The following is a 17,674-nucleotide window of genomic DNA, read 5'->3' on the forward strand; positions in this document are numbered from 1 at the left end:
GTTGTTATTTCTGGTTTGCCAAACGTCATCAAAGAGATAGGAAACAGAACAGCAGTGATTAACAAGAACAATGCAATGCTGCCTGTTGATGGAAATCACTGATTTTTCGGGAGCTGTCTTATCTGGTGAACTGAGGGGATTCATAAGAAATGTTAAAAAAAATCACGAACTTTGTCCCTGATCTGCAAGCTCAATCGTTATGACGGTGAACATTTAAATTGTAATAAAATGAAAGAATTTGCATTAATCTTTAGATTGAAAGACATTGCCGATTTCAGGCCTTCTCCTGAACAGATGCAGGAACGTATGAACTGGTTGGCAGGAATTGCCTCGCAAAACAAGCTCGTGGATAAGGGCAACACACTATTGCCACAAGCAGGTAGCGCAAAAACAATAAAATCCAACAAGGTAGTAACCGATGGGGCTTATACAGAAATTAAAGAATTTATTAGTGGTTATATCGTTGTCAGAGCAGAGGATCTAGATGAGGCAGTGGAGATGGCCAAAGCTAATCCCATCTTTGAACAGGTTGGTGGAACGATTGAAGTAAGGGAAGTTTTGAAACGTGACTAGCCTAAAGTCCCATAACGAACTTTTACCCCATTTATTTCGGCAGGAGTATACTAAAATGACGGCTGTTTTGTGCCGTCATTTTGGTTTGCAATATATGGATATTGCTGAAGACTTGGTAAGCGATACCTTTTTAAAGGCATACGAACACTGGGCAATACATGGTACTCCTGAAAATCCGAGCGCGTGGCTTTATTCAGTGGCCAAAAACAAAGCAAAGGACCATTTCAAGCATGTCGCAGTTTTTCAGACTCGGGTCAAAGGAGCGATAGAACCGGTTCTGACTGAATCAGAAAAGGAAGTAGAGTTTTCCTCTCAAACTATTTCTGATAGCCAATTAGCCATGATCTTTGCTGTGTGTGAGGCAACCAACTCCATGGAAGCGCAAATTTGTTTGGCCCTTCAGGTACTCTGTGGCTTCAGCGTTCAAGAAATAGCCAATGCATTTTTAGCCAAGACAGAAACCATAAAAAAAAGACTGCAAAGGGCGAGAGATAATCTTCGTAACACGAATTTCCGGATTAAAGAACTAACCGTAGAAGATGTGCAATTGAGATTGGAAGCTGTATTAAAAACCTTGTATTTACTTTTTAACGAGGGCTATTATTCTAGAACGGCCAATCAGTTTATCAGAAAAGATCTGTGCTTAGAAGCTATGAGGCTCACGTTACTGCTAACCGAAAATCCATTGACAGATGGTCCGCAGACAAATGCCTTACTGTCCTTGATGTGTTTTCAAAGTTCACGGCTTGCTGCCAGGATGAATGATTTAGGTGAAACCGTTTTGTTCGATGATCAGGACAGGAGTTTGTGGGATACTTCGCTTATTGAAAGAGGGAATTATTATTTGATAAACGCAACAAATGGAAACGAAATTTCGAAATACCACCTGGAAGCTGGCATTGCTTATTGGCATACAACGCCGACAGATAAGAACAAATGGGGACATATTTTACAACTTTACAATCAACTTATTCTAATAGAATACTCGTCAATTACAGCGCTGAATAGAATATTTGCAATCGCCAAAATTGAAGGTAATAGCAAAGCGATTTCCGAAGCGGAAAAATTAAACTTGCTAGATAGCAGTTATTACCACGGGTTATTAGCTTATCTGTATTCCGATGGTAATATGACAAAAGCAATTGGACATTATGAACAAGCTATTCAACTCAGTAAATCCAACGCCGAAAAGCAAACCTTGGAAAAGCAACTTACCCAGCTCAAAAGTCGATTTGCTAGTTAGTGGATAATATCTTTCGTTTTCTTCGTTTGCTGGGGAAGTACATTAAGGCGTGCTGTGAACCGTTGACGAATTTATCTTTTTCTGCTAGATGGCATCTCCTGTGATTTTTTTAGTTGTGAGGCACTTTTTTATAGCTCAAGCACTTTATGAGTTTGCCGATTGGATTTTGGCTAAGATTTCACATGAGAATCAGCTATCCGTGAATATCTTAAAGCTTTAATCCGCATTTAAGATAATTTGTTATCTCATCCTACCTCTCATTACGTGAGTTGTCCTTTAACATCTTCCTTTCGAGGACTTACCAATCTCCTTTGCGAGGTGTTTGAAAGTAGTCCTGTTTCGATCTTGAATTGTGTGCATCGTCATTAAACGGATAAAGAGAGCGCGTCTTCCAACTAAATAGGTCAACATTTATTTTTTTGCTAAAAAAACAAAAAGCAAAAACAAAATAACATCTAAGATGTTTATTCAGAGGTAATAATAAAATTTGAAAATTATTATATAATTAGGAAAATATATGTGATAACTTCATTGTTACTAGTAATTAATTTAAATATTGAATTTTTTCTTGCGTAAGTTCGAATTTATATTTAATATTGTTTTGAAATTTGCGAAAGCAACATTGACCCTATGAAATTATTGATTTTTAATTAGTTGCAATGAAAACTAATAAGCTACATTATTCATTTAATCATTCTATTGATTTTACGACGCTATTTGCGGGTTAATTTTGTTGTTTAAATACTAGGAAATTTTAGTGTAAGTTTTACACTATGTGATTGTTAATATGCGATTAACTAATATTAATATTAGAATAAATTTAACCAAATAGTATATAGTATGAAAAAACATGAAAAAAAGGTGTACGTAGTGCCAACCATGGAGGTGCTAGTCGTCGAATTAGAGCAAGGAATCGCCGCTGGCTCGGGAACAGGTTCACCAAGCGCTTCACCGTCTGTGGATGATTGGGGATCCGGTGGCGGAGATACACAAAACGGTGATTTTTAGTAACTGAACATTAATTAACAGATTAAGAAATTTATGAATTTACTACGATTTAAACGGGCTAATTGGATAGTCGCCACTGTCATGTTAGCTACTTCAGGAATGCTTGTAACAAGTTGTTCCAAAGATAAAAACCCGACAGAAGAAGTCTCTGAATTCGAGGGAACCAAACTGGTCGTATCGGTCGCGGGTATCAACGAGGGTAAGGATGTGCCTGTGGGTAATCTGAAGTCAAGTGCAAACACGAATGCTGCTGCTAAGCCGAAGGTGTTGGAATTTGACGAGTTTGATGCGGTTTTAGCGGTGGATAACAACGTTCCTTTTAAAGCCGCCAAAGCATTGCGTCAATCAACTGGCGGAGCTGGTATAAAAGCTGCCGCTGTTGAGGATGGCGTTTCGTACCGGTTGTTCTTGTTCTCAGCGGATGGTACTACATTAGTAACCTCAGCGCAATTTGTATCTGGTACAGCTGGAACAATCGACGTATCACAAGGCACGTCATATAAGTGGGTAGCGCTTTCTTATAATAATAACGAGGATATCCCTGAGGTTCCTGCTGGTAGTACGCAAATTGCTCTTCCAGGTGGTAAAGATGTATTATACGCAAGCGGTACCGTTGATGTGCCTACAGGTAGCGGAAATGTCAATGCGCCAATTGCCATTACCTTTGCACATAAATTCTCGCGTATAGCGATCGAGTTGAACTCAAAGGGTATGTTTGGTAATATATTAAGTGCTGGGGTTGCAGTAAGTGGCTTAAACTTGCAAACAGCAACGATCGATGTCGCTACGGGAAACTTATCTAACTTGACACCATATACAGCAACGATTGATTACAGCAGTTTTGCCGATGTTGAACCACAATTTCAAGATGCAAAAATAGCATATGCATATACAGCGAGTCCTGCGCAATTGACAGGAGTTCAAGTAGGTGTATCGAGCTTGTCTGTTCAGCATAGAGACAACCGCGACGAGTTAGTAACACGTAACTTCTCAGCAACGCCGGTTAACTTTAGCTTTAATGTCACTCCAGAGCTTGGAAATAGTCACCGTTTGTTGGTTAACTTTGTGGAATCTCCGATTACAGCGGTAGGATCGACCGTAAGATGGGCCCGCTCTAATGTGTACTATACACCAGGACCGGATGCATCTCGCCAATATGGCTTTTATGCAAGAAATATTCAAAGATCATCTGCTGACGGCTTTTTCTCATTCCAAGGAACTATCCCTGGTCAATTTGCTACGACTGGAAATGAAGGAGACCCATGTGCTTTGGTTTACCCTGCGGGAGTCTGGAGACAGCCTGATCGTGTGGAGTTAGAGCCATTCACGACTAGTCAAGGATTGTTATCTTCATTATTGGGGACTATCGGTTCCTTATTGGGAGCTCGTGACGAAGCACCAAATTCTACGTTGGGAAGTAACTACGCGGAGTATGCATTGGCAGGTGGCAATAATTCTGCATATGGAGATGCTGCTTCAGGATCTAATAACTTACGCTTTTATTATAACGGTCAGATAACTGACGTGGGCGTGCTTACGCAGATCGGTCAAAATGGCCTCCTTAATCTTGGATTGTCCTCGCTATCAGCAGACCTTGCTGGCGTTAACATTATTGGTACGAATATTCCAATTTTGCCAACATATGGTACACAAACTGCATTCTGGACACGTACTCAGGCACTTTCTATTCCTGGACTAGCTTCAGCTGGATCATACGCATATGTTGGTTTTACAGCTGACCAAGCAATTCTAGGAATACCTGTCGGGGATCCATTTGTAAAAGCTGCGCGCTCAGCAGAATTGCTGTCGGGTGTAGGGGTGTTAGGAGTTAACGTATTAAGTACTTCATTTAAGAACGTACGTTGCGTTAGAAATTAACGAACCAGTCAACGATTGTATAGTGCAAGCGGCCCTTGAATGGAGGGCCGCTTGCTTTGTATTGTGCGGTCAATGATGAAATGTGGCGAGTTCGTTCGTCTCGGCTCTCCTATAATAGGTAAAAAACTTAATTTTGTACAATGAAGAATCTTTTACTACTCGTGTCTTTTATCGTCCTGACGACGGCTTGTCATAATAGTGCGCATACAACGGAACAAAAGTCTCCAGATTCGACCAAAGGGTCGCAGTCTGCTGGTAATGTTGCGGAGGCCGAGCTGTTTAATTACTGGAATGGGTTTGATTTTAACGATACGGCATTGGTCAGTAGTCCACAGATCGGAGAGCAGAAGCTTGTCAATTTTATTGGAATGCTCTCTTCTGTAAGTGATTCGGCAGCTGCTGAAGCGATACAATCCATGTTGAAAGCTGCGGAGGTGAACGAAACCAGTTGGCAGTATTACATCAAAAGGTATGCGCATTATCTCTATGATCCTAATTCGCCGATGCGAAGTGAACTGTATTACGAGCCGGTTCTCGCCTATCTGGTGAAGTCTCCAAAAACAAGTGATGTGGATCGAATCCGCTACCAAACTTTGTTGAAATTAGTTGCCAGAAATCAACCAGGAACAACAGCGACCGATTTTTCATATATAAAAAGTGATGGAAGAGAACATAAATTGAGTGAGGGTGCGGCGAATTATAAGATGTTGCTGTTTTATGATCCAACCTGCTCACATTGCGCAGAAGTATTAACCGATTTGGCCAATTCGAGCGATGCAAACAGCATGATCGATCAGGGTAAATTGGAAATTCTGGCAATATGTCCAATTGCCGACCGCAAGCCATGGAAAGATTACCAAAGTAAGATCCCCGAAAAATGGATCAATGGGCTCGATGCGAAAGGAGAGGTGATCAGCAAAGGATGGTATAATATACAGGCATACCCGACGATCTTTTTGTTGGACAAGGCAAATAAGGTTGTGCTGAAAGACGCGCCTTTAGATGTGACGTTGCGCTATCTCTTGGCGAAAGCTAAAAGCTAAAGACTTTTTTTGGGCTAGAATGGCTGAGGCTTGAGCGAAAAAAAGGAACGGCGGGTTGCCAGATAATTATCCGCGATACGTTTCGCTCTTGCAAACTGGAAATATCGGTAGCCTTCCTAAAAACCATTATTATTGCGAATCACGAAAAACGCCGAAGTAATCCCTTTACTACAATTGCTCATGAAGGAAGATGGACCGTTTTTCCATGATTGCTCTCGTAATGACATTAGTATTAACAATGCTAGGCTATTTAATCGCGTCTAAATTTGAGAACTACACCTCGATTTAGTAAATTCAGCCTTGGAAATTAAGCTAAGGCGTTGTGAGGAGATAGACACGTGTGTTAGCTGGGTAAAGACCGATGGAGCAAGTCGTAAAAATAAATAATCATTCGTTTTTTGACGCAGTCAAAGAATCCCTCGCGGTGGGAAATCGGGTTAAATTCCGTGTGGTGGGAAATAGCATGCGCCCGTTTCTGCGAGAAGGGGACCAAGTCGTTATCCAAGAGGCTAACCAACATGATTATCAGCGCGGTGCCATTCTGCTTGCGCATTGGAAGGACGGATACGTGCTGCATCGTGCCGTGCGTTATCAGGGGGGCTTTGTATGGCTGGCAGGGGATAATAATTTGGTGCAGCTGGAACAAATATCCGTCGACCAAATAATTGCCGTAGTAGTTTGTGCATACCGAGGAGAGAAGCGAGTCCTAAATCAATCGTTTTGGACACGATTGGCGGGGATGCTATGGTTTCATGCACGTCCGCTCCGAATAGTTGGTGCCAAATTAATCAGATTGATAAGAAAGGAATATGTATAAATCGATCGGGACTTTCCGCGTCTTAAAAGCGAACTATTCCAGTATAACCATGGAAAACAAAATAAAATATATATGAAATTGAAAGCAAATTTAACCCTTCGTCAGGTAGGAAATGAACATATTATCGTAGAACCAAACCAGGGCATGGTAGATCTTTCCAAAGTGTTTACGTTGAACGAGACTGCCGCGTTTTTATGGAAAGAACTCGACGGACAGGATTTTGAAAAAGATGCTGTTGTTCAGTTGCTTATGGATAATTATGATGTCGATGAAGATCAGGCGCAACAAGATGCAATCGCGCTACTTGACCATTTCCGCGGGCAAGGTCTGTTAGTGGATTGATGAGTCTGGTAGATTTACTGGAGACCTCTGTTCATAAGGCCTTTTTTGAGGCGTTACGGAGTGGTTTGTGGGGACGGCGACCCGATCCCGCCGCTTTTCAATCGCTATCCCGGGACGAGTGGTCGAGATTATACAAATTGTCCACCTTACAAACCGTTGAAGGTATCGTTTGTGAAGGTATTCAACAATTGTCTCCAGAGGTTTTGCCTCCGAAAGATATATTGGCAAAATGGATGGTGCGGTTGCAGCATATCGAAGAGAGAAACGGTTGGATGAACGAGGTTTTGTCGGATCAGATTGCATTCTTTGAGAAACATAACCTGCATCCCTTCCTTCAAAAAGGACAAGGGGTGGCTCGATATTACCGTCGGCCCCAAAGCCGTGTGTGTGGGGATATTGATTGGTGTTTCAGTGATAAAAAGGAGTATAATCGGGCGGCAGCGCTCATGAAGAAACATGGACAAGGATTAAAAATAGGGCACGGATATAGTCTGTCGTATACCTGGAAAGGGTGCGACATTGAGCACCATCAGCGTTTGGTTGAACTGAGAAATCCGTTTGTGCAAGGATATCTGAAAGGTCTGTCACGTTCTACCTCTTATCCACCCGTTCCAGTGGAGTTTGGTGAACAAGTTGCATATATTCCGCATCCGATATTAAATATATTGCTTGTGAATGCGCATATTTTAAAACATTTGGTGGTCTATGGAATTGGAACGCGCCAGCTGTGCGATGCGGCGCGTTTATATGATGCTCTGCATAATCAATTCGATCCAAATGCATTACGTGATGTGTATGAGCGGACCGGAATCTTGAAGTGGTCTTACGTGCTGCACGAATTGCTTGTGAACTATATTGGACTTGATCGGAAAAAATTGCCATTTGAGCAGGAGGCTCCGGAAGATGCTGCCTGGATGATGGCGGATATCTTAAAGGGAGGGAATTTCGGCTTTTACAATACAGAAGGGAAGGATGAGACGAAATCGTTAGACAAGCCTGCCCGAGTTAAGAAATTTTTTAGTCGCTTTTACCGATACGCCCGTCTGGCTCCCGGAGAAACTATCTCTTCCCCGTTTATGATCATGTTTTCGAAAATAGACCACTAACATGCAGGAAACATCCTTTAAATATCAATGGAAGTGGGCATGGCGGTTTGCAAAGCCATACCGATATCAACTGTTGCTCTATTTTTTGCTGGAAGTCGTTTCCTTGACATTAGGTTTGCTGTTTATTTGGTGGTCGAAACGCACCATAGATTTCGCTGTTACGGCAGACACGCCGCAAATGAAGGAAGCATTGATTTTTGCAGTATGCAGTGTTGTTCTGGGCGTCGGTATCGGCCTTTATTCGGGTTGGTTAAATGAACGCACGCGGACGCTCATGTTGATCCGTTTGCAGAAAGACGTCATACGCACACAAATGCAAGCAACGTGGGGGCTGGTTAAGAACTGGCACACGGGTGACATCATGGTGCGTGTGAACACGGATTGTCAGGAGGTGGTGCAGGTAATTGGTAATTCAGCTATTGCTTCCCTCGTGACCGTACTCCGCATATTGGCTGCAACAGGATTCCTTTGGTGGATGGATCCAATGTTGGCCGTGTTGTTATTGGCTATTTGTCCGTTGATTGTTTTTTCTAAGGTGTATTTCCGTAGGTTCCGAAAGCTAAATCAACACCTCAAGCAAGCAGAAAGTAATTTGGGGAACGTGGTGCAGGAAAACTTGCGTTTTCGCTTGTCTATACGGGCGCTTAATTTGGGTGCACTGCGTTGGAGAAAGGTCGACGAAAGCCAGGATGCTATCTATCAAATGAAGATGGGAGTCCTGAATTTTTCCACGGTCTCTAGAGGCTTGATGAATGTGGTTGTGAATACCGGTTTTTTGGTAACTTTTGCTTGGGGAGTGTATAAGTTGCACGCCGGAGCGATTACCTTCGGAACGTTATCTGCTTTTTTACAACTTGTATCCCGAATACAGGGGCCTGTTCTGGTCTTGATGGGGTTTGTTCCTTTATTTGTGCGCTTTCGTGCTTCGCTCGATAGACTGAATGAGATCTTGTTGACAGAACAAGAAGAGCAGGTAGCGCCAGAATATCTGGCAAATATTGGACAGATTGAATTACAGGGACTGAGTTTTCGATATGAAGATAAGGAGGTATTGAACGATTTGCAAGCAACGTTTGTGAAGGGCAGGCCGACAGCTATTGTTGGAGCAAGCGGTAAAGGAAAAACGACACTTATCCGGTTATTGCTGAGCTTGCTCCGGCCGAACAAGGGGAATATCTGGATCGATTCCAACGGTCATCGGGTTCTTTTGGAGCGCAAACACCGTGTGAACTTCGCGTATGTTCCTCAAGGCGATAAGCTTTTCAGTGGGACGATCCGGGAGAACTTGCAGATTACCGAGTCTCCGATATCTGAAGAACGTATGCGTGTGGCTTTGACTACCGCCTGCGCTTTGTTTGTTTATGATTTGCCCGATGGGCTGGATACGGTGGTCGGCGAGTCAGGGCATGGCTTATCCGAAGGGCAGGCCCAACGGATAGCGGTAGCGCGGACGCTACTTCGTGACTGTAATGTTTGGCTATTCGACGAGGTAACATCTGCTCTGGACCCACCCACGGCAGCAGCGCTCACAGCGCAGCTTTTGGAAGCCGGAAAAGAGAAAATACTTGTTTTCGTGACGCACGATTTAGCCTTGGCTGATGCATGCAGTCAAACCATTTTAATACGTTAAATAATATACATGAATATTCAAGAGCATCATATCGACCCGCATACAGAGAAACAAGTTTCCTATTTTCAGATTGCCAGACATATCCTTCAATTCGTTCACCCGCCGGAGGTTGACCTTGATAGGTGTCTGCCTAGTTTTTCCTCGTTCGTCGTGGAACCTATACTGGAGCCCGCTATGCTTTCTGTAGAACTGACAACCAGAGCTGCCCCTGCCGACGACCCAGATACAAAATTGCTTAGCGATATTTCTGTCATTTGGGAAGAACGGTTTCGTTTCGAGGAGACGTCCGACCACTACGTGACGACGATCTTGGCCGGGGTGGATGAGCGACCTTGGAAAATGATCAGTACAAAGGACTTTAAACATTCAGTGATTTATGCGCAAGCAGACGAACTATATACTACGTTCAAAGCAGCTTGGCTACTGATGATTGCTTTTGGACAAGCAGGCCTGCAACATCAAACAATCTTGTTGCACGCCTCTGTGGTTGAACGTAATGGCGTGGGGTATGCTTTTTTAGGAAAGAGCGGTACCGGTAAAAGTACACATAGTCGGTTGTGGGTCAAGCATATTGAGGGGACACAGTTGATGAATGATGATAATCCAGTGGTGCGCGTCTACGACAATGCGGAAGTATTTATTTATGGTACGCCTTGGAGTGGGAAGACGCCGTGTTACAAACCTATAGAGGCTAAGCTTGGTGCAGTAGTTCGCTTAGAGCAAGCTCCCTATAACAAGCTGCAGTGGCAAAAGGCAAAGGAGGCGCTCATTGCCTTGCTTCCTAGTGGGTCGGCTATCCGCTGGAACCCTGAATTGTTTGATAGTATGCTGAAAACCTTAGAGGTTATTATACAAGGAGTTCCGATAGGCTATTTACGATGTCTTCCCGATAGGGATGCCGCAGCATTGTGTTTTGCTAAGATTTTGGAGTACAAGGCCGCATCAGCGTCTTCTTGATTATGTGCTTATAAGATTCGTTCTGTTCATCCAGAATATAATACGGGCCGGGTGATGACAGCTTCATCATTAGCGGTATAACTACTCTCTTTTTAGGAGCGTACCACTAACCTGTTGACAGCGACCTTCAGCCGCTCTTGTGTGACAGGATCGTTTAAATCTAGCCCGAAGAAAGGCCGCTCTGTTCCTTTTGTATAGATTGCCAGGTAACGTAAGCCTGCAGTGATCAGTACAATTTCATCGATTGTTTCTTCCTTCCAGAGTCGTTTGTCTGCTGTTTTGTTAACGACGCTACGTAGTAGGGTCAATAGTTCGTTCTGTTGTTTAACAAGCTCCTGTAAAGCTTTATCGCTTTTGCCAGCGGACCAGTGGAGCAGTCCTTGCCATTCTTTGTCCTTAAGTAGCTCAGTATATTGCTGTTCGATATAAAACATCACATCTTCCAGCAGGATGTGATCTAAATTGTTGAGTATAGCATGGCTGAGGTCAGCGATCGATTCGCCCTTCAATTTTTTTTGGAAAAAAGCGCTAATTAGGCCTTGAAGATCTTGAAAGTATAAATAAAGGAGTTTTGGATTTTTTTTGGATACTTTGGCTACATGCGCGATAGAAAGGCTGCTATAACTGTCTTCCGCAAGAACATCACCTATTGCTGATATCAATTCTTCTTTTGTGCGTTCGGCGTTACGCTGTGGGCCTGAAACTACTTTTCTGATGTTTTTGCTCATACGTGTTGGTGTTATACAGTATTGAGGGCCCGCTGTGCCACCTGTTTTCAAGATTTAAATAAAATCTGACGTTTTGCGAAGCGATCGGCACTTAAGCAAGCGATTTAGTTAGCAAATAATTTTCTGTTTGACTCCTAAATATAGAAAAATAATTTTTTCCAATGAAGGGGGTGTGTTCTCGTAGCAATGTTGCTGGATTGGATTGACAAATCGATTCCTGATTGGAACTCAGCAAAGAGTTTCGAAATATATCTGCCAGCTATTTGTCGTATTATCTATCCAAGTCTCGACCGTTCGATGTTAGACGTAACGCAAACTCGATTCATCATAAGGCGACTCTTCGTAATCAAGAGGTTATTTGGCGTTTTGTTCTAATTATTGATCTCGTAATAATGTTTTGCGTCTATCCTTAGCATATTTTGTGCTATCCCTGCAGATGGCTTGGCTTAAGAGAAGGGCACCGTGAATCTACAGATGAGTGGTAGCTGATCTTGGAGGTCGAGTCTGGATACAGTAGATGTGTATTTCATAACAAGATCCCACAGGTCAGTAAGTTCAGTCTGGTGGCGTGGATATTGAAAAAATAGTCCATGATCCATTCTTCTGCAGGTTAAAGCCAAGAAAGCGAACGTTAAGCGTTTCCGACAATACGAGACTGTTTGGTACATTATTGTTTATATTTTTGATGATATAACTGCATATTCCGGTGTTTTTCTCTCTTGATTTTTTAAAATTTCGTACGACCAATTATTTTATTTACAAAATTAATAGCAATTTTATGTACGGTTAACCTCGCAATAATACTTTTGGCTTATGGACCTTGCTGGCTTTACAATCACTGTCACTGCATTTGAGCAGCTCCAAAGCGGAGATGAACAGGCGTTTGAGTCTGTATACCACGCGTATCACCCCCTTATTTTTGCTAACGTAAACCGCTTGTGTAACGATACAGAACTCAGTATCGAGATCGTTCAGGAAACCTTCGTACAGCTTTTTTTACATAAAGGAAAACTCGGAGAGCCAGAAGCGCTATATCCTTTTCTATACACCGTATCCAAGCGATTGGCCATCTCTGCATTCCGCAGATCGGTCGTTCGTATCAAATATGAGCAATACTTAAAGCACACTTTCAAAGAAGAGAGCCAGGAAAGTGAGTCCCTGATTTTCAAGAACGATTTGTCTATAAAGCTCCAAGAGTTGATCAATGAACTACCCGATCAGCAGCGCAAAGTATTCAAGATGAATAAACTGGATGATATGAGTTATAAAGAGATTGCCGACCTAATGGGTGTCTCGCCCCATACCGTACGCAACCAGATTGCCAGCGCGACTAGGATCATCCGTCTGAAAGTGGATAAACTATTATTTTTGCTCCTTTTCTTAAAATTTTTCCAATAGCAATAGTACATCTTTCCGACTGGTGCGTGTATCGGTATAGAAGCCTCAGGAAAGATGGAAGCGAATCGACTTAAAGAACTTATTTTTAGATACCAGAAGGGAAAATGTACGGCGGAAGAGTACGCAGAACTTCAACAGTTTTTAGCGGATCCGGCACAGAGCGGCCTGCTGGAGGAATATTATGACAGTTTGCCGCAAGAGGTGCAATCTATGGGTAGCACTGTCAATGCCGATCAGGTGTTGGCTAGAATCCGGAATGATGTCAGGGTACGAGGAAGAAAGCAAGCTTTGTCGCGGCGCAAACGATTATCCGGTTTGTACTATGCAACAGCGGCAGCTGTGGTTCTGCTGTTGGGATTCGGGGGGTTATACTCCCTACATACCGCCAAATATAGCCCGTCTGCCGCTACTACAGTCGCCATCGTGCCCGGACAAGACAAAGCCCAGCTTCGCCTGGACGATGGTCGTGTATTTGACCTGGACAGTCTGAGCGATGCCTCTGGGCTGGCCAATAAAGGTTTCTACCTATCCAGAGGCAAAGACCGGCAAATAGTATTTAAGTATGACCCGACAGATCGGGAGCTGGCTGGTTCCGGTTATCATACGCTGTCCACTCCCAAAGGAGGGCAGTTCCAATTAGAACTGCCCGATGGCACCAACATATGGCTGAATGCCGAAAGTACCGTGAAATTTCCGGCTCGCTTCCTCGATCAGGAACGTCGTATAGAATGTGCGGGCGAGGTTTATTTTGAAGTGGCGAAAAGAACAGTAGCAGGCCGCCGGGTACCCTTTAAAGTGTTCACCCGGGGACAGGAGCTAGAGGTGCTAGGTACGACCTTCAATGTGAACAGCTACAGTACCGCCGTGGTTACGACCTTAGTCGAAGGCCAGGTCCGCCTGAAAGATAGTAAGCAACAAGTTCTTCTTTCGCCCAATCAGCAAGCCATTTGGGGCGATGAATTTGTCGTGCAGCCGATAGACCCCGTATATGCCATTGCATGGAAAGAGGGTGATTTCGCTTTCCAGCGTGCACGCATTCAAGAAGTGATGGAAAGCATTGCGCGTTGGTACGATGTGCAGGTGGAATTCCAAGGCGATTTTAAGGAAGATGTGTTTACCGGAACCCTCTCCCGATACGAAAATATTGATAAATTATTACAAACCATAGAGTTTACGGGGTCTGTTCATTTTTCAAGAGAAGGGAGGAAGATAACGGTAAAGAAATAACTGTCGGAAGAAAAAATCAAGATCAGGAGTGGTTGCAACACCCCTGATCAACGTCAGCACGCTGACAAGATTGAAAAATAACCTCTTATCAATTAATTAACAATCAACAACAAATGTATGGAAAAAAACTAGGAAAAAGCTTTCAGGACCGAAGGCAAATTCCACCCATTAAATCTATTCTCATGAAGTTGAGCCTAGCTGTTCCCCTGCTTGTAGTCGCCAGTTTGAATGTACATGCGGTGACGATAGGACAAACCATTACCCTGAAAAAGAAAAACCTGAAGATCGAGGAACTCATCAAGGAGGTACGAAAACAGACCGGCTATAATGTTTTCTTCAATGAGTCTGCCATTCCGGGAGGACTAAGATTCGATGTCACTTATTCCAACACGCACTTGAAATTGGTGCTGGACGAACTATCTGTCCGGTATCACTTGGGGTATAAAATCATCGATAAAAACATCGTCCTATCTCGTGTACAGGATAAGTCGAATGCGGGCGAAGATAGAGGTCTACAGGTGATACGGCAAAGACAGGTGAGCGGCAGGGTGACTAATCAAAAGGGAGAGGTACTCGTAGGTGTAACGGTATCTGAAGCAGGGACCTCTAACAGTGCGATCTCCAGCAATACAGGTACCTACACGATTGCACTGGATAACCCGGAAAGTACGCTTCGTTTTTCGTTCATAGGCCACTCGACCAAAGAGGTGAAGCCGGGAGCCTCTACTATCCTGGACGTGACCCTCGAAGAAACCGTCAGCGTACTAAATGACATTGTGGTAGTAGGTTACGGTACGCAGAAGCGAGATAACCTGACTGCGGCGGCCAGCACCGTCGATCCGCGGCTCTTGAAAAGCAGACCTGCTGGCAATGCCTCTTCGTTGTTGCAGGGAACCATACCGAACTTACAAGTCAAATTTTCTACCGGAAGGCCCGGAGCAAGTGGGAGTTTCAATATTCGTGGGGTCAACTCCATATCGAGCTCCGCATCCCCTTTGGTGATTATTGATGGTTTCGAAGGCGATATCAATAGGATCAATCCGAATGACATCGAATCCGTCACGGTGCTGAAAGATGCATCTGCCGCGGCAGTATATGGGGCACGGGCATCGTATGGTGTGATAATCGTCACCACAAAAACGGGCAGCAGCGGGCCGGTCGCCATTTCCTACACCGGACAAACCTCGATCAGCAGACCGACCACATCGACTGATTTTGAAACTAGAGGATACTATTCGGCAGCAATCAATGACAAGTTTTTTTCGCAATACGCGGGCACCAGTTACACCCGCTATACGGACGACGATTACTACCAGCTTTGGATCAGACGGGACGATAAAACGGAACATCCCGACAGACCCTGGGTTGTCATCGATAAAAGGGATGGTCGGGATAGCTATGTGTATTACGGCAACACCGATTGGTACAGCTACCTGTTTAACGATCGGCGGCCGATGCAATCGCACGATATCAGTATTGTCGGCGCTTCGGACAATATCAAATACAGTCTTTCGGGCAATTATTTCGACCAGGATGGCATATTCAGGCATAATCCGGACAATATCAAGCGATATAACCTTCGCTCCAAAGTAGATTTTAAAGTTAAATCCTGGCTGGATATTAATACCAACATAAGTTACTTTAATTCCGCTTACGGGTACCCGGGGGTGGGCGGGGTCGAAAACACGTTCAACGTCGCTACCAGCCACGGCTTAGCCAGCATCGTCCCAAAAAATCCCGACGGTAGCTTGGTATACGCCACGACGATCAGCAATTACAACGTCATGGATGGTTATGCAGCCATGCTGACGCATGGACTGCATAGGAATATGGATAAGATCAGCGAATTCTCGCCAACGATCGAGGCTGTGCTTAAGCCAATGCGCGGCCTTGAACTGCGTTCGAGCTACCGTTTTATCCATTACAATTACCAGAATATGAACCGGACCGCTAATGTGCCCTATTCCAAATACCCGGGCGAGGTACTTACGATCAGTACCGGTATTGGTAATAATAAGCTAAGCGAATCGCAGATTAACCATTATTTTCAAGGTGTTAATATGTATGCTACCTACGAGAAAGAGCTACATACCGATCATACTTTCAAACTAATGGGCGGATACAATTATGAGACGAAGTACATAAAGGACGTAAAAGCTGCACGAGATGGCTTGTTAAGCGATCAGCTTACCGATCTGGAATTAGCGACGGGTGAAGTGATCGAGGTCAACGGCGGGCAGAACGAATACGCGCTATTTGGTGTTTTCTATCGGGCCAATTACAGCTACAAAGACAAATACTTGCTGGAGGTTGCCGGCCGTTATGATGGTACTTCCCGCTTTGCCAAAGGCCGAAGGTTCGGTTTTTTTCCTTCATTTTCGGCGGGATGGCGATTGGACCGGGAAGCATTCTTCCAGAACTGGGAACAGAACACCTTGTCGAGCCTGAAGCTCCGAGCTTCCTATGGCTCACTGGGCAACCAACAGGTGGGATACTACGACTACATTCAGACAATAAATGCCGGTAGTGTACTGGGGTACACGTTTGGCGACGGTGTACGCGCTCCGTACGCGACAGAAACCGCACCCAACTCGAGCGAGCTGACCTGGGAAACGGTCAATACGACCAATATCGGCCTCGATATGACGCTGTTCAGCTCTAGGTTGTCTATCGCGGGCGATATCTATTGGCGCGAAACATTGAATATGCTGACGGCTGGTAAGGCAATTCCCGTATACTATGGTGCTAATATACCGCGGGAGAATGCGTCTGACCTGCTGACCAAAGGATGGGAGCTGAGCCTCAACTGGAGAGATAACTTCGAACTGGATGCAAAACCCTTCCATTACTTTTTCGGCGCCGGTATCGGGGACAACACCTCGAAGATCACCCGTTTTGATAATCCCAACAGAAATCTGGCCAGTTTTTATGAAGGGCAGACATTGGGGCAGATTTGGGGTTACGAGGTAAATGGCTATTTCAAGACCGATGAGGAAGCCAAGAACTACGACGTCGATCAAAAATCAGTCAATACCATTATAAATTCTTCTGCTATAGATCAGGGCTTGCATGCCGGGGATCTGAAATTTGAAGACCTGAACGGGGATAAGGTGATCTCTCTTGGTGACAATACGCTGGACAACCCTGGCGACCGGAAGGTTATCGGCAATTCATTGCCCCGTTATAACTTCAACGTCAATACCGGCGGGTCCTGGATGGGATTTGACCTTTCGATATTCTTTCAAGGGATTGGTCGGCAGCACTGGTATCCGGGACACGAAGCTTCAAATTTTTGGGGTCCCTATTCCCGGCCGTATGCTACCTTTATCCCCCGGGATTTTTTATCTCAGGTCTGGAGCGAGGAAAATCCCGACGCTTACTTTCCCAGACCGCGGGGCTATGTCGCGCTCAATGCTACCAACCGGTCCTTAGGAGTAGCCAATACAAAGTACCTGCAAGACTTGATGTACGTACGGCTAAAAAATCTGACAGTAGGGTACAGCTTGCCCGAAGCCAAGATCGCCAAAATCGGACTGTCAAGACTCCGTGTATATCTGAGCGGGGAAAATCTTTGGACCTACACCAAGCTTAAAAGCAAGTATATCGATCCGGAGCAGGCATCTACTGCCAACACCTATAGCGTGTCGACAAGTACAGCGAAGACCTATCCCTGGGCGAAGACATTTATGTTTGGTATTGATATAGGCTTATAAATATTATGATC

General features: G+C 44.3%; 14 protein-coding genes. 13 read left to right on the forward strand and 1 reads right to left on the reverse strand.

From position 1 onward, the window contains the following. Positions 1-228: 228 nt before the first annotated feature. The 10 genes from ACFSR5_RS17705 (at position 229) to ACFSR5_RS17750 (ending at position 10,597) form a co-directional block, all read left to right on the forward strand. A complete protein-coding gene (locus ACFSR5_RS17705; protein WP_380905804.1) occupies positions 229-573 on the forward strand; it encodes a YciI family protein in 345 nt (114 codons plus the stop codon). Beyond that, a complete protein-coding gene (locus ACFSR5_RS17710; RefSeq protein ID WP_380905805.1) occupies positions 566-1,816 on the forward strand; it encodes an RNA polymerase sigma factor in 1,251 nt (416 codons plus the stop codon). Before ACFSR5_RS17705 ends, ACFSR5_RS17710 begins: the two co-directional genes overlap by 8 nt. 840 nt (positions 1,817-2,656) lie before the next feature. Next, complete coding sequence (locus ACFSR5_RS17715; protein ID WP_380905806.1) at positions 2,657-2,824, forward strand: hypothetical protein; 168 nt, start codon at positions 2,657-2,659, stop codon at positions 2,822-2,824. 33 nt (positions 2,825-2,857) lie between these two features. Beyond that, positions 2,858-4,702, forward strand: a complete 1,845-nt coding sequence (locus tag ACFSR5_RS17720; protein WP_380905807.1) for a fimbrillin family protein — start codon at positions 2,858-2,860, stop codon at positions 4,700-4,702. Positions 4,703-4,842: 140 nt separating this feature from the next. After that, a complete protein-coding gene (locus tag ACFSR5_RS17725; RefSeq protein WP_380905808.1) occupies positions 4,843-5,745 on the forward strand; it encodes a DUF5106 domain-containing protein in 903 nt (300 codons plus the stop codon). A 361-nt stretch (positions 5,746-6,106) separates the two neighbouring features. After that, positions 6,107-6,562 (forward strand): S24 family peptidase, encoded by a 456-nt coding sequence (locus ACFSR5_RS17730; protein WP_380905809.1) that lies wholly within the window; start codon positions 6,107-6,109, stop codon positions 6,560-6,562. Between the two features lie 72 nt (positions 6,563-6,634). Beyond that, positions 6,635-6,904 (forward strand): PqqD family protein, encoded by a 270-nt coding sequence (locus ACFSR5_RS17735; protein WP_380905810.1) that lies wholly within the window; start codon positions 6,635-6,637, stop codon positions 6,902-6,904. Then, complete coding sequence (locus ACFSR5_RS17740; protein ID WP_380905811.1) at positions 6,904-8,010, forward strand: nucleotidyltransferase family protein; 1,107 nt, start codon at positions 6,904-6,906, stop codon at positions 8,008-8,010. Before ACFSR5_RS17735 ends, ACFSR5_RS17740 begins: the two co-directional genes overlap by 1 nt. A gap of 1 nt (position 8,011) precedes the next feature. Then, positions 8,012-9,640, forward strand: a complete 1,629-nt coding sequence (locus ACFSR5_RS17745) for an ABC transporter ATP-binding protein (protein WP_380905812.1) — start codon at positions 8,012-8,014, stop codon at positions 9,638-9,640. Between the two features lie 9 nt (positions 9,641-9,649). Continuing rightward, entirely contained in the window at positions 9,650-10,597 is a 948-nt protein-coding gene (locus ACFSR5_RS17750) for a hypothetical protein (protein WP_380905813.1), read from the forward strand. A 92-nt stretch (positions 10,598-10,689) separates the two neighbouring features. On the opposite strand, the gene ACFSR5_RS17755 is transcribed toward ACFSR5_RS17750, so the two are convergent. Further along, complete coding sequence (locus ACFSR5_RS17755) at positions 10,690-11,325, reverse strand: TetR/AcrR family transcriptional regulator (RefSeq protein ID WP_380905814.1); 636 nt, start codon at positions 11,323-11,325, stop codon at positions 10,690-10,692. 813 nt (positions 11,326-12,138) lie between these two features. On the opposite strand from ACFSR5_RS17755, the gene ACFSR5_RS17760 reads away from it, so the two are divergent. The 3 genes from ACFSR5_RS17760 (at position 12,139) to ACFSR5_RS17770 (ending at position 17,663) form a co-directional block, all read left to right on the forward strand. Continuing rightward, the gene (locus ACFSR5_RS17760; protein ID WP_380905815.1) at positions 12,139-12,723 is read left to right on the forward strand and encodes an RNA polymerase sigma factor; all 585 of its coding nucleotides are present in this window, start codon (positions 12,139-12,141) and stop codon (positions 12,721-12,723) included. 54 nt (positions 12,724-12,777) lie between these two features. Beyond that, positions 12,778-13,950, forward strand: a complete 1,173-nt coding sequence (locus tag ACFSR5_RS17765) for a FecR family protein (protein ID WP_380905816.1) — start codon at positions 12,778-12,780, stop codon at positions 13,948-13,950. A gap of 182 nt (positions 13,951-14,132) precedes the next feature. Continuing rightward, positions 14,133-17,663 (forward strand): SusC/RagA family TonB-linked outer membrane protein, encoded by a 3,531-nt coding sequence (locus tag ACFSR5_RS17770; RefSeq protein ID WP_380905817.1) that lies wholly within the window; start codon positions 14,133-14,135, stop codon positions 17,661-17,663. Positions 17,664-17,674: the final 11 nt, after the last annotated feature.

The sequence above is a fragment of the Sphingobacterium suaedae genome (genome assembly GCF_042684625.1).
GTDB lineage: Bacteria > Bacteroidota > Bacteroidia > Sphingobacteriales > Sphingobacteriaceae > Sphingobacterium > Sphingobacterium suaedae.